At 29.9% G+C, this 13814-nt stretch carries 12 protein-coding genes; all 12 read right to left on the reverse strand.

Going from position 1 to position 13814, the window contains the following annotated elements:
- Position 1 precedes the first annotated feature (1 nt).
- The 12 genes from B9Y67_RS07755 to galU all read right to left on the reverse strand — a co-directional run bounded on the left by B9Y67_RS07755 (position 2) and on the right by galU (position 13807).
- Complete coding sequence (locus B9Y67_RS07755) at positions 2-1489, reverse strand: flippase (protein WP_176223935.1); 1488 nt, start codon at positions 1487-1489, stop codon at positions 2-4.
- Positions 1490-1695: 206 nt separating this feature from the next.
- Positions 1696-3066, reverse strand: coding sequence for a sugar phosphate nucleotidyltransferase (locus B9Y67_RS07760; protein WP_085506170.1), 1371 nt, complete (start codon positions 3064-3066; stop codon positions 1696-1698).
- A 175-nt stretch (positions 3067-3241) separates the two neighbouring features.
- Positions 3242-4366: a hypothetical protein gene (locus B9Y67_RS07765; protein ID WP_085506171.1), complete on the reverse strand. Its 1125-nt coding sequence runs from the start codon at positions 4364-4366 to the stop codon at positions 3242-3244.
- Entirely contained in the window at positions 4356-5489 is a 1134-nt protein-coding gene (locus tag B9Y67_RS07770; protein ID WP_085506172.1) for a glycosyltransferase family 4 protein, read from the reverse strand. The genes B9Y67_RS07765 and B9Y67_RS07770 overlap by 11 nt, the downstream gene beginning before the upstream one ends.
- Positions 5490-5499: 10 nt before the next feature.
- Positions 5500-6273, reverse strand: coding sequence for a glycosyltransferase family 2 protein (locus B9Y67_RS07775; RefSeq protein WP_085506173.1), 774 nt, complete (start codon positions 6271-6273; stop codon positions 5500-5502).
- A 13-nt stretch (positions 6274-6286) separates the two neighbouring features.
- Positions 6287-7333, reverse strand: a complete 1047-nt coding sequence (locus B9Y67_RS07780) for a glycosyltransferase (RefSeq protein ID WP_085506174.1) — start codon at positions 7331-7333, stop codon at positions 6287-6289.
- Between the two features lie 36 nt (positions 7334-7369).
- The gene (locus B9Y67_RS07785) at positions 7370-8470 is read right to left on the reverse strand and encodes a glycosyltransferase family 4 protein (protein WP_176223936.1); all 1101 of its coding nucleotides are present in this window, start codon (positions 8468-8470) and stop codon (positions 7370-7372) included.
- Between the two features lie 726 nt (positions 8471-9196).
- Positions 9197-10414, reverse strand: a complete 1218-nt coding sequence (locus B9Y67_RS07790; protein ID WP_139823752.1) for a glycosyltransferase — start codon at positions 10412-10414, stop codon at positions 9197-9199.
- A gap of 50 nt (positions 10415-10464) precedes the next feature.
- On the reverse strand, positions 10465-11334 hold the full coding sequence (locus B9Y67_RS07795; RefSeq protein ID WP_085506177.1) for an NAD-dependent epimerase/dehydratase family protein: 870 nt from the start codon (positions 11332-11334) through the stop codon (positions 10465-10467).
- Positions 11331-11960 (reverse strand): sugar transferase, encoded by a 630-nt coding sequence (locus tag B9Y67_RS07800; protein WP_085506178.1) that lies wholly within the window; start codon positions 11958-11960, stop codon positions 11331-11333. The genes B9Y67_RS07795 and B9Y67_RS07800 overlap by 4 nt, the downstream gene beginning before the upstream one ends.
- 638 nt (positions 11961-12598) lie before the next feature.
- Positions 12599-12679 carry a prepilin-type N-terminal cleavage/methylation domain-containing protein gene (locus B9Y67_RS21135; RefSeq protein WP_085506179.1) on the reverse strand — a complete coding sequence of 27 codons (81 nt, stop codon included), beginning with the start codon at positions 12677-12679 and terminating at the stop codon, positions 12599-12601.
- 249 nt (positions 12680-12928) lie between these two features.
- A complete protein-coding gene (galU, locus tag B9Y67_RS07810) occupies positions 12929-13807 on the reverse strand; it encodes a UTP--glucose-1-phosphate uridylyltransferase GalU (RefSeq protein WP_085506180.1) in 879 nt (292 codons plus the stop codon).
- Between the last annotated feature and the right edge of the window lie 7 nt (positions 13808-13814).

Below are 13814 nucleotides of genomic sequence, written 5' to 3' on the forward strand. Positions count from 1 at the left end.
TTCACCTCAATTTTAGTCGTTTAATATCATCTATATTTACTATCTTTAGGATAAATATGATGAAAATAAAAAAGAAGAAACCTAATAAAGCAGTTACTAAAATTTTTACTACTACATTCACGAAAAAGGTTGATATAAAAAATAGTAATAGAATATAAGTTGTTGTAAGTGTTATAAATTTTATAAATTGTATTGAAAGAGTTATCCCTATTTTTTTTATAAAGAAATACTTTGTAATTAATAATGAAAAATATGAGATAGCTGTGCCTAGTGCAGCTCCCGTAATACCCCAAGATGGTATCAAAACCATATTTAAACCGATGTTGAGTATTACTGCTATAACTCCTCCATAGATATTCATTTTGAGTTTATTACTTACTTGAAATAAAGGAACAGTAATTCTAGATATTCCAAAGCCAATAGTTCCTATAATCAATATTTGCAAGGGGATCTTGGCATTAATAAACTCTTCTCCAAAATATAAGAAAATAAAAGGTTCGGCTAAAACAAATAAACCTCCACCTAAAAGAATAAGTCCTAACGTTACATATTTCATTAAGTCAGAAGATATACGACTGATTCTTTGTATTTGATTTAATGCCCACAATTCTGAAAAAGCTGGGACTACAGCACTTTGGACTACCTGTGGAACAATCCATAGTATTTGGGATGCTGATAACGCAGCTTTATATAAACCAACATCATAAGAAGATAGCATTGTTCTTACCATAATAACATCTGCTTGATATAATAATTGGGCAATTATTACACCAATAACCATCCATCCTCCAAATGATAATAGTTCATTGGTATAGGCATTATTATTTTTCTCTACTTTTTTTGTTTTTTTAGTTAATGCATTAAAAAACGTGTTACCTTTTAACCTATATAAAATAAACAATTGTATAAGAGAAACTATTATAATTCCTAAAATGTACCCTGCCAAAACGCCTTCAACACCAAGTCCAATGTAAACTAAAATTATACCAATACTATATTGAATAAAGAAATTCAACACATTTAATGGTTCAGATAATTTTTGCATATGTAATCCAAAGAGTAATGCTTGCAAGTTATTATACAAAATACTAATAACAACAATAATCAATATATAAGTTAATATATTGTTTTGATTATATAAATCATTAAATATATATATTAATAAAACCCCTATAGTTAGAGTACCCAAAATTAGAGATAGAGAAATTTTAGTAATAGTAGAATAAAATCTATATTGTTCTATTATATTTTCCCTATCAACAATAGGAAGATATCTGCGTATTGCATCCGCTTGACCAAAGTTAGCAATAACCATTATCAAGCCAATAACTGACATAGCAAATCCATATTCACCATAGCCTTCAACACCAAGCATCCTAACTATAATGGGAGTAAAGAAAAACAGTAAAATAGTCTGGCTCATCTTACCCATAAATACAAATTTAATTGCATTTATAATCTTTTGGTTGTTAAGTTTTAACTGTTGCAAGCACATCCACCTTTTCAAGTTATATTACTTTAGTCATTTTAAACTATCCAGCCACCATAAAAAATCCCTGAACTCTTGTATTTTAAGTCAATCATACTATTAAAGTAAAAATTCTAACCAAATATTATAAAATAAAGTATTTCTCCGAAATTATATAGCCCCACTGAGCAACCCTAAGACCAGCGAGGCCGTTTTATAACTAGCTTTTATTTCACATGTGGTTTACAATGCTCTTCTACTTCCTCCCAAGTCATAAATATTCGAACAATATCTTCTTCAATAAGTTGTGAACCAGTCTGTACTTCAATAAATTCCATGTCAGTAATAGCCTTAATACCATGTTTCGCTTCAACTGGAATGACTAAAACATCACCCGGTTTTACATTTCGGATTTCCTCATTTAAAGCAAATTCACCTTCGCCTTTAATAATTGTCCAAACTTCACTTCTTGCATAGTGTTTTTGATAACTTAAATTCTTACCAGAATTAACTCCAATTCTCTTTGTTAAAACTTCATTTCCTTCTTCAAACTTGCTATGATCAAGTACTCTATACCATCCCCAACGTCTTTCTTCGTACATAGGACGTTGGTCAAACCCTTTCAGAATCTCTTTAATTCTTGGACTCGCAACTTTATCAGTTACTAAAATTCCATCCGGACTTGCAGCAACAACAGCATTTTTTATACCTAATACTGTAACAGGAATATCTAACTCATTTACTATATGAGTATTAGTTGAATCCTTACTAATAACACCTTTTCCTATTTGGTTAGTACCCATCTCTTCTGTTAATGTATTCCATGTACCGAGGTCTTTCCAACTTCCACTATATGGAAGGGCGGCGATTTTTTCTGCCCTTTCAACAACTGCATAATCAAAGCTAGTTTTTTCAAGCTTTTTATAATGCTTAGCCAACTCATCATATTGCAGTGGTAATCCTTGAGCCTCTAATAAAGAAATAATATAATCAAGTTTAAAAGCAAAAACACCACAATTCCATAAAGCATTTTTTTCCATTAGATCTATTGCTTCTGTTACTGACGGCTTTTCTTTAAAGTGACTTACTTGAATATATTCCTTAAGTTTATTTTGTGTTGGAACTATATAGCCATATTTTTCTGATGGAAAAGTTGGGTTTACCCCCATTAAGGCAATCTCAGCATCGGATGTGTTTAAAACACCCTCTAAATCTTTTATTCTTTCAAAAAAACTAAGTTCTACAAAAGGATCAACCGGTAATACTCCTACTACTTCATTTAAACTACTCCCCTTTACAGAATAAAGATAAGTAGCTGCTAAAGCTATAGCAGGGAATGTATCACGACGTTCTGGTTCTATTATTAACGGTACATGATTACCTAATTGACTATGGAGCATATCGACTTGAGACTTACTAGTTGCAATTACTGTTGATTCATGTAACTGCAATTTTTCTAACTGACTCCATACTCTTTGCACCATTGATTCCAATTTATCATCCTTGTCCAAAACTTTTAAAAATTGCTTCGATCTTGAATCATTAGATAATGGCCAAAGACGTTTACCAGATCCACCTGAGAGTAAAACAAATTCCATGTAAGTTGCCTCCTCTTATAATAAATCATTATTTTAGAAATTTTGTTAGACAATAAAATTCATTTATCTGTTAATTACCACAAAAACTATTTAAATTTTAGAATAGGGATAAAAGCGCCCTTCATATAATGTCAAACAAAAACACTTCCCCCCACCTTAAACTAAAATCAAAAGGCTAGTTTAATAAACTGTCATTCTTTCTCAAATTTAATAAAGGAAACAAAAACATTATGAATGAAATTGAATTTTGAATTTCAAACATTATATTTGCGGTTATAAAGAATATTAATGAATATCCTATTATAAGTAGGGGGTACAATTTATTATTTTTTGCCGTAAATATATTTAATACTAACAATGAAACTACAGCTAGTGCACTAAGAAATCCCCCACCAACAAACAGTGCATAATACGAATTATCAAAAGGTAACCCAAGATAACCCTCAAAATTACCTCTTCCAATTAGAAAATCCTTAAAACTACCATTAAGAATTGCATTATTAAACTTTTCAAATAAAAAGTTAGTTCTCAATTCCCATGACTCATCAGTTGCTAATCCTTTAATTCTATTAAAATTATTTAATAGAATTTTATTAAATACTTCTAGTCTTTTCATAAAAAAGCTCAGTATTAAAGTTATACTTATTATATACATAAAGACCCTTAAAATTTTTCCTACGGATAAACTTCTAACATTCTTCACACCAAGTATAATTAATACAAAGCTAAATGCTATTATCCCAGTAGCCGATCGGGATAAGACAACTTCAACTATTGTTATAATTAAGAGTAATATATTACTCTTCTTAGACATTGAGCTGAAATTTGTTAAGAATAGGTAATTCCCTATAACAAAATATGCAAAATGATTCTTAGCACCTGTGAATAATCCATACCCTAGGGTATATAAATTAATTGGATCCTCTATACTTAAAAAATAAGTAAAAACAAATCCAATAGGTAAAACTAGGAATTGAATAGTATAAAGGGACCTGTATAAAATATTTCTTTTTAGAGTAATAAAGACAATTATAGCAACCAAGATATGCATAGTATAACGTAACAAATATAATATATTGTCTAATTCTAATGATATAAGTGCTGCTATATATAAAGGTGCCAAGTATAAAAAAATAATATTAAGACGTTTTGGCAACTGATCTTTATAATATATAATGAATAATACTAAAGATATAAGGCCAATTATATCTGAAATTAATGGGTAACTTGACCATATAAAAATTATAGAGAAAATATAAGTTACTAGAAAAAAGTTATATAATGATTTTTTATAAATCATTATAAAAGTCCAACTCCTCTCTAACAATATGATCAATATTACATCTATCTAACATAAATTTACCGGCATTTGCGGAAAGTTTTTGAAATAAACTTGGACTCTCAAGAATTTTATAAATTGAGTCGACAAAATCGTTTACACTATTACAAAGTTCTCCATTATACCCACTCATTACAAACTCAGGTATAGCTGTATTATATGAGTTAACTGTTACTAGACCATTCATCATTGCCTCGCACATAGTTACCCCTTGTGCATCTTGACGTGTTGTATTTATATAAATTCCACTACTATCAAATACATCTGACATTTCTTTGTGATTTAAAAACTTTTTATATAAATTTACATTTTTAAACTTTTTTAATTTGTTAGTATGTTTATCAAACAATTTTCCATCTCCATAAACTTCGAACACAAGTTTATCTTGGTATTTTTTAAATCTAACATCTCTGTTAACCTTTGCTATAATTTCTTGTAGAATATCAGTGCCGTATTTATAAGATCTAAAAGATTTAATCGAGATTATCCGAAACCTTAATTCGGTAGATTTCCCTTCATTGTAAAAAAGTTCTTTATCAATAGGATTGGGTATTAATCTAGAATTATTAAGCTTTAACTTGAGATCTCTTTCTGTAACAGACTTCATCCAAGATGAAGGGAAGATAAAACCTACTTTTTCAACATTACTATTTTTTATATATCTATTTAATAAATTTCTCTGCTTTATACTCCATAAAAAATATTTTGAATAAGCCAAAAACCCTTCGCTCTTAAAATTAAATAGCCTTCGAAATCCACTAATAACTTCTGTACCATGTACCCAAATTAATATCGGTTTATTGTAGTTTAATGCGAAAAGCTTTTTAGCCAATTTATGACTTATAAAATGTATAAAAATCCCCTCATAACCTTCAATCTTATTAAAAACAGAATCAATAGTACAATAGTTTACATTTACCCCTTCATAATAATCTATATATTCTAAAGACTTATCTTCTACAATTACAAAAACATCTATTTTCATCCCTAAAGAAATATATTTTTTTACTCGCGTATGAACAAATCCAAGATTATATTTATTATCATTTGAAGGATATCCTGGTGTGATTAATGCTATAGTCATAAAATATTAGTCACTCCTTACTATATATATTGCCATTTAATTTTAAACTTCTAGCTAGGGATAAGCTCAGAAACCTTACTATAAAACTTGTGAAGCTTGCATGGAATCCAGATACCCCATCCATTATCCAAGCTTTTATTATCAATCTATCAAAAAACACTAATAATGGTTCAACTATTAATTTTGTGAGTGATATATCATTTTGGCCAATATTTCTAGCTTCCATTTTTACATATAAGTTCATTTTTGTTAGATATTGTTCAAAGTTTTGATATGTAAAATGTCTAATGTATCCGCTATTTACATTTTTACGCTTTCCAGTTACTAATAAATCTTCGTGTACAAGAATCTTAGTATCATATCTACAGTTATTTCTGTTAATTAACCTAGGTTGATAATCACTCCACGCACGTTTTAACTCTTTTCCAAAAGCAATGGTCTTTCTTCTAAAAGAAAAAGAAGATATGTTCTCTTTTATACCTAACTCAATTAACTCTGGAATGTTAGTTAGTAATTCATCAGTTAATCTTTCATCAGCATCAAGAAATAAAACCCAGTCAGTTTTTGAATTGTCTAAAGCATAATTCCTCTGATCAGCAAAGCTTTTTAGATCCCTATGTAATACTTTACAATTGTATCTTTGTGCAATACTAAGCGTATTATCTGTACTACCCGAGTCTACTATGACTTTTTTTGCAGCTAAGCTTTTAATATTGTCAAGTAGATCATTCAGATTATTTTCTTCGTTCTTAGTTAAAACTATAACAGTTAAGTCTACACCCATTATATAAACTCCTCTAACAAGCTAATATGTGTTTTTCAAAGAAATTCACGTAAGTTTCTAACCCATTTTCATATATAAAGAAAAAGTCATCTTTTTTGTTATTTACTATCATGTTTTCTGGCATACTATCTATAGCACGATAAATACTTTTTTCGGATTTAGGATTGAAATAGGTAACACCCTTTACATCTTTAAGGTATTCTTTTACAGTTGGTAAATTTGAAACAGCCATAGGTATACCGACTACTGCTGCTTCTAAAGCAGTTCTACCAGTGGTTTCAAATAAAGATGGAAATATTAAACCTTTTGAATTAAACATAGATTTGATTAAAGATGGTTTTTCCATAAACTTTACATAGGTGAAAGTTTCAGGATATTCACTTATTAACTTTTCAAATTGCGCTGTATAATCTTTATATTCGGCATTTTTCCTACCTACAAAAACGACATGTCCTTTGAATTTATACTTAATTAAGCTGTTAATGATTTTAATCTGATTTTTTAAAGGCTCAATTCTACCAACGCAAATATAAGATTTGTTTATTTTATCTATTCTTATTTCTTCTAAATTAAAATTCTCATTTTTAAAGAAATCGATGCTATTGGAATTAATCATATTCGGTAAATTATATAAATCACTTTTTATGCCGAATGCTTTTCTTAAGCTTGCTTTTTCTGTATTGGTATTTGTAAAAACATAATCTGCTGTTTTAAGCATTTGAGAAGTAATTCTAATTGTAGATTGTGGCCTTTTTATCCTAGAAAATAAATTATATATTAATATGTTAGTATTTTGGACAAATACACTAGAAAGTATTATTTTTAAATCTGTTCGCTCTTTTATATATTGGAAAAAAGGATAGTTTTTATAATGAGCACCATAAATAATTACAGCTTTTATATTCTCTAAGTCATTTTCATTATGTATCCTTACTATTCGAATATTAATATCATTTTTTTCCGCATACAAATTAAACTCATTTTCGAACTCAACTGCTCTAACTTCTGCCCCTCCATATTTCTCGTGGAACGGATATACAAAATAACCAATGTAGTCCATTAGGAACCTCTCCTATCAATTATACCTTTGCAAATTTCACATATTCCCATACAAAAACTTTTCCATTTTCCTTACTAAAATATCAGGATCATACTTGCTTTGTAGTTTGATTACATCGATTGACTCAGGTCTTTTAAAACTCATTAAACATTTGAATAGGTTATTCACTTCATTACTGTAGTTTTTATCTAACTTAAAATAGTTTGGAATATCTCCAAAAATCTCTTTAAATACAGGTAAATCACTTATAATAACAGCCTTATTATAAAATATTGCCTCTAAAGGAGGTATCCCAAATCCTTCTGCATAGGAAGGATATATGAAGGCTGAGCAGCTTTGAAATAAAATCTGCTTTTCTTCATTACTGATATATCCTCGATAAGATAATTTACCTTGGAGCTTAGTAATTAAACTATTTAGTTTTTTTTCAACGTCTTCCTCTCTAACATTTCCAGCAAGAATTAACTTAAGGTTACCACCGTTTTTTAAATATTTTTCGTACGCATCCAAAAGAATTAATATACCTTTTCTTTTTTCAATGTTTCCTACGTAAAGAAAATATCCTTCATCGTTTGTATCTAACAAATCAGGAAAATTCACAAAATTGTTTGTTACTAAACTTGGCTTAACATTTATATTTTTATTAAAGAATTTTTCAGTTTCAGTTTTTGAATGTTTTGATACATAAAAAACTGCATCTGCAAGGTTTAAAGTCTTTCCAACAAAATATTTAAAATAAAAAGAGTATAATTTAGGAAAGAATTCTGGATTACTTATCGGTAAAACATCATGAATAGTAACTATTAATTTAGTTTCATGATTTAAATTTTTTAGGTTTAAAGGGTAAATATGATTAGGTTCCCAAAAGAAATCTGGCTTTTTATTCTTAATCATATCTTTTATAAATTTAAAATAACTAAAAACTTGAGTGTTTCTTTTTATCTCTTTTGAATAACTTAAAATATTTATACCTATATCCTTTAATTCTTTAATTTGTGGACTTTTACAAACATCTGTTACACCTATCACCTTTAATGAGTTTGTTAACTGCAACCTTTTTACATACTCATATGTGTAAAAACCTATCCCACTTGGTTTAGTAGATAAAGTCCTTAAATCAACCATAATTGTTTTCATAATGGACACCACAATCATCTTTAAATTTATATTAATTTAATTCTTTTAAATTATCATTTTTTAAATTTTTATAGTACACTTAGTTGTGAAATTTTAGAAATGAATAGCCAACCCTAACTGAATTAATCACTTCTCCTTCTATATTTATAAGGCTATTAGCATGAGGATCATTAAATCTGGATAAGGTCCGCTTTCTTTTAATAATTCGTATATTTCTAAGCAAGTAGATTCTATCAAGCTAAAATTAAATCTTTGAATCTCTATTAGGTATACTAATGCTATTTAATTGCTTCACTGACTTTCAATAATACATAAAGGGGCATATTCTTGGAGCTAGCTTCATATAAACTTACTCATTTCAGCAAACCTTGAGGCGGATACGGGTACCACTTTATTAATCACTGTTTTATTAATATTTAGACCTTGTTCTTTACAGTTTTTTGTTGGTTCCCCAAGTACATATCAGGTTCCTAAGATTTAACGTCGAATCCAATTACATTATATCCTGCTTGAGCAAACTTGAGAGCTAAAGGTAATACAACAATCCCAACCTTTTACCCCTATTTTTGCATTCTTTTCATTTATTTTTTCTTTAAGTTTTTTTAATAATACATTAATTATTTACTGAGATCATCCTAGAATCCACCCCTAATTAATTGCTATTGTGAAAGGGTAAAAGTGGAAATATATAAATACTTGCTATATCCACCATATTTAATTCCTAATTCAAGAAGCAGATCTCGAATTATTAACATTTAAAGCCTCTAACATTTGTTGTTTAACTCCTTCATAAGAAAAGTAATTCAGAATATAATTCCGAGCATTTTCACCTATCTCTTCGCGTTTATATTTATTATCGTCATCCAAATAATATAAGATTTGATTAATCAAGTCCTTTTTACCTTCCGCTATAATAATTTCATTTCCTTCTAAATTTGGAAGTCCTTGCGCGCCAATTTTGGTTGTGATGACACATTTCCCAAGCTTCATAGCTTCTAAAATCTTATTTTGTACACCTGCACCACTAATCATTGGTGCAACAAATAAACATGATTTCTTTATAATAACTTCCGGTTTTTCAACAAAACCTCTTACATTTACCCCATCAATTTCATTTAATCTTTCGATTTCTTTCGATACAAATCCACCTAGTATATCCATTTTCACCCCTGATTTTTTTTGTTTTAATTTGGGCAACACTTCTCTACAAAAATAAACCATCGCACTTACATTAGGTTCATAATTCATTGCACCTATAAAAGATAAGCTACTTTCATCCATAGAGATCACCTTAACTTCATCGAAATCTTTCACAAAATTGGAAATTACTGTGAAATTATTTTCCCCACCGTGTTTAACGATGTGCTTTTTGTCGGCCTCTGAAATAATGATATTTCTATCAAATATTTTACTTATTTCAACCTCATAGTTTATCAACCTTTTACTCTCGACCTTATAAATTTTTTTCCATAATAACTTTGCTCCTATTTGAGCAGTAAGGTAATTCATTGATATAGCATCTACGAAGTCAACTACTTTTGTAATATTATAACAGTATTTTTTAACATATTCTGTAGTTCTAACATGATTACAAAAAACAACATCATACTCATTAATTCTTTTATCAATCCACTTTTGTACTTTTTTAAAATAAAAATAATTAACTTGTAAAGGTTTTTTATTTCTAAGAAATCCAAATACAACATTTAAAATATACATTATATTATGAAAACGAAACTCTTTTATGTTATTACAATATTTCTTTATTTCATCAAGATCTTCTTTACACGTCTTTTCATTTGTTAAAAATAACAAATCTATATCATATTGCTCACTAAGTATTTTAAGATTATTAAAAACTCTTATTCTATCTCCTCTGGTTAAGGGGTATATTTTTTTAGATGAAATGAATAATAATTTTTTTCGCATATTTTTACCTTCCATTCCTAAATATATAAAGTTCAAACTCAAACAATTATTTTTATTAGTTAGAATTATTTTCCGATAGTTCTTTTTATCGATTCCTTCAATTCTACTTTTTCATATTCCCAATCAAAATGATTAGATATTGTTATATCATAAACTTTGTTACCAAAAACCTTATTTATAAAATTATTTTTTTTACTTATTAGTATAACTAGGGAATTAATAAATCCGATATTTAATGTTTTCTTCCCCATCAATATTCTAACTTCATTAATAATATATTTTGTAGACAGGTATTCTTTATTTTGTGGGTAAAAAACACCTTGTACGGAATTATCAACACATAATCGTAAAAACTCACATAAATTGTCAATGTATATCATACTTCTTTGATTTTCTATATTTAAAAAGACTGGAGAAATCTTAGCTAATTTTACCAACTTAGGGAAGTTACCTTTACAACCTGGTCCATATATCACAGGTGCTCTAATTATTACTGTCTTGAACTTATGATTACCTAATTCCTGAATAGCTAAATCAGCCTCTAATTTACTTCTCCCATAATAATCTAAAGGTGAAAATTCAGTATTACTTGATATTACCCTTTTCTCTCCTACTGCTCCATCATTCCCATAGATTATAATACTACTCATAAAGATAAACTGTTTTACATCTTCATTCTTTGCTTTTTGTGCAACTTCTATCGCCAAATCTTTATTAACCTTATAGTATAGTTCCTCTAATTTCGGTTTTTTTGAAACATGGGCTATTCCAGCTACATGAAATACAACATCATATTTTGAGAAGTCTTTCTCCTTCCATGAAGCATCTCTTAAACTAACTGAATCTATTAAATATCTATCAGAATAATTTTTAAGCCACTTCTCTAATCTCTTCCCTACATAACTGTTTTTCCCTGTTATTAGTATTTTTTTCATTTAGAAATGCTCTCCTTACTACTAGCAACTTCATTTTTCACTCCAGTCCCGCCTTCAACTATCCCGTCACTTTTCGCAACACTAACGATTGTCCCCAAGAAGCACTTGCCATCCATCCAAAGACTAATCTTCTCAACATACTCACCATCTAGTCGCGCCTTTAATTCAATAGGAAGTTCATCTCTACCATTAATCTGAGCCCAGCCAGTAAGTCCAGGCGGCACATCATTAGCGCGATACTTATCACGCTCTTCTATCAAATCATATTGGTTCCACAGCGCTGGTCTCGGGCCGATAATGCTCATTTGACCAACAAAGATATTCCATATCTGTGGCAGCTCATCTAGTGAAGTCTTTCTCAAGAACCTGCCCATTTTAGTAATATACTGTTCTGGTTTTTCTAGCAAATGAGTTGGAGTGTCCTTAGGGGTATCTATTCTCATTGTACGAAACTTTAATATATTGAAATATGTCTTATTGATTCCAACACGTTTTTGTTTAAACAGGACTGGACCTCTTGAATCGAGTTTAATAGCTATAATAAGAATCAAATAAATTGGTGACAATACTATAAGTCCTGTTAAAGAAAGAATAATATCTATTAATCTTTTAACCTTTAAATACATGTCTGCTACACTCCTTATAAAGTAAATTAGGACTTGATTGGAACCTGTTAATTCTTCCATTCCAACCGACTACTAAACTACTAAATCAATCTACTTTAAATAATATACTCACCTAGTAATATCTATTCAATCTACCAAGCAAATGCGAAATAGATATTTCCCTCATAATTACGCTTAAATGAGTTTCTTCTTAATTATATATAACATTCAATGAATCTATATATATCACTTTCAGCTTTATAACAATAATCATTTCTTAACTCCATTCAATATTTCCCATATTTCAGGCTAGCAAAAAACCAATAACAACAACTTTTTTAAAATAAAGGCTATTTTATTTTGATACACTGACATAATGGTATTATGTTATATAGATAAATTACATATATTGTATATCTCCCCTGAAAATCACATAACATGTAGCGGTCATCTATTAAACATTCTTACTTCTTAACATCATATAAACACAAAAAGGAACACTTCCTCCATCGTCTACTTGTGGTTCATCTTTAGCCGGGTGAAAAGCACAATCTGCTCCACCTTCTGTTTATATTAACTCATGTTTTCTTTACTGGCCTCTTAGAATTCTCCCTTAAATACTGTCTATACAATAAATCGCCATGAATAAGATTATTCATTTATAAATGGTTAAGTAGTATACTTATAACAGTTAGTACTACCATCATTTCTATCAAAGTAAATCTTCTCATTGAATTCATAAGTTTATTTAACTCTTTTATTTAAATGTGGCATGAACCCAGGCTCCTTTATTGGAGAAATTTCAAGTAGAAAATTATAAAAAACAGGGCATCTGACTTCCCCCACCAATCCCTTGATGATAAAATCTAAGGGGACCCTTAACCACCCAAAGAACAGCCGAGTGCCTCCCTTTATAAAGGTGAAGGGACATTGCCTTATGTATTTCCATACGCTGTGTAAAAGCATGATAAAAAGTTAAACCCGGCGGTTTAACTCTTCATCTTTTCTGGTAACAAATCTTGTAGCATCAATTGTACTTGAGAACCAAGCTCCTCATCTTTCAAAGCAAATTCAATCGTTGTACGAATAAACCCTAACTTCTCACCTACATCAAACCGTTCACCCTCGAAGTCATAAGCGAAAACATTCTGTAATTCATTCAGTTCCTGGATCGCATCCGTCAACTGAATTTCTCCGCCAGCACCAATTTTCTGCTTATCAAGGAATGAGAAGATTTCAGGATTAAGTATGTACCTGCCCATGATAGCTAAATTAGATGGCGCGCTACCAAGCTTTGGTTTTTCAACAAACTGATTGACCTTATAACGGCGGCCTTCCTGAGAAATAGGTTCAATGATACCATAACGATGGGTTTGATTATCTTCTACCTGCTGTACACCAATAACTGATGACCCTGTTTCTTCGTGTTGAGTAATCAATTGTTTTAAACACGGAGTCTCTGATTGAACAATGTCATCACCAAGCAGAACAGCGAACGGATCGTCACCAATGAATTTGCGCGCACACCATACGGCATGTCCCAATCCCTGTGGTTCTTTTTGGCGGATATAATGAATATCCACATTGGATGACTTGTTCACTTTTTCCAATAATTCGAACTTTTCTTTTTTAATCAGGTTATCTTCCAATTCAAAGTTGTTATCAAAATGATCCTCAATGGCACGTTTCCCTTTTCCCGTAACAATGATGATATCTTCAATTCCGGATTCAATCGCTTCTTCAACGATATACTGGATAGTAGGTTTGTCGACAATTGGCAACATCTCTTTTGGCATTGCTTTTGTAGCGGGTAAGAACCTTGTACCCAACCCTGCCGCCGGGATAATCGCCTTTGTTACCTTCTTCATAAATTCA

The sequence above is a fragment of the Thalassobacillus devorans genome, assembly GCF_900176565.1.
GTDB classification, from domain to species: Bacteria; Bacillota; Bacilli; order Bacillales; family Halobacillaceae; genus Thalassobacillus; species Thalassobacillus devorans_A.

Bases quoted from the DNA above. Each gene is read 5' to 3' on its own strand.
- B9Y67_RS07765 (WP_085506171.1), bottom strand. From the start codon at position 4,366: ATGATTTATAAAAAATCATTATATAACTTTTTTCTAGTAACTTATATT.
- B9Y67_RS07790 (WP_139823752.1), bottom strand. From the start codon at position 10,414: ATGGAAGGTAAAAATATGCGAAAAAAATTATTATTCATTTCATCTAAA.
- B9Y67_RS07795 (WP_085506177.1), bottom strand. From the start codon at position 11,334: ATGAAAAAAATACTAATAACAGGGAAAAACAGTTATGTAGGGAAGAGA.
- B9Y67_RS07775 (WP_085506173.1), bottom strand. From the start codon at position 6,273: ATGGGTGTAGACTTAACTGTTATAGTTTTAACTAAGAACGAAGAAAAT.
- B9Y67_RS07760 (WP_085506170.1), bottom strand. From the start codon at position 3,066: ATGGAATTTGTTTTACTCTCAGGTGGATCTGGTAAACGTCTTTGGCCA.
- galU (WP_085506180.1), bottom strand. From the start codon at position 13,807: ATGAAGAAGGTAACAAAGGCGATTATCCCGGCGGCAGGGTTGGGTACA.
- B9Y67_RS07770 (WP_085506172.1), bottom strand. From the start codon at position 5,489: ATGACTATAGCATTAATCACACCAGGATATCCTTCAAATGATAATAAA.
- B9Y67_RS07800 (WP_085506178.1), bottom strand. From the start codon at position 11,960: ATGTATTTAAAGGTTAAAAGATTAATAGATATTATTCTTTCTTTAACA.
- B9Y67_RS07780 (WP_085506174.1), bottom strand. From the start codon at position 7,333: ATGGACTACATTGGTTATTTTGTATATCCGTTCCACGAGAAATATGGA.
- B9Y67_RS21135 (WP_085506179.1), bottom strand. From the start codon at position 12,679: ATGAATTCAATGAGAAGATTTACTTTGATAGAAATGATGGTAGTACTA.
- B9Y67_RS07785 (WP_176223936.1), bottom strand. From the start codon at position 8,470: ATGAAAACAATTATGGTTGATTTAAGGACTTTATCTACTAAACCAAGT.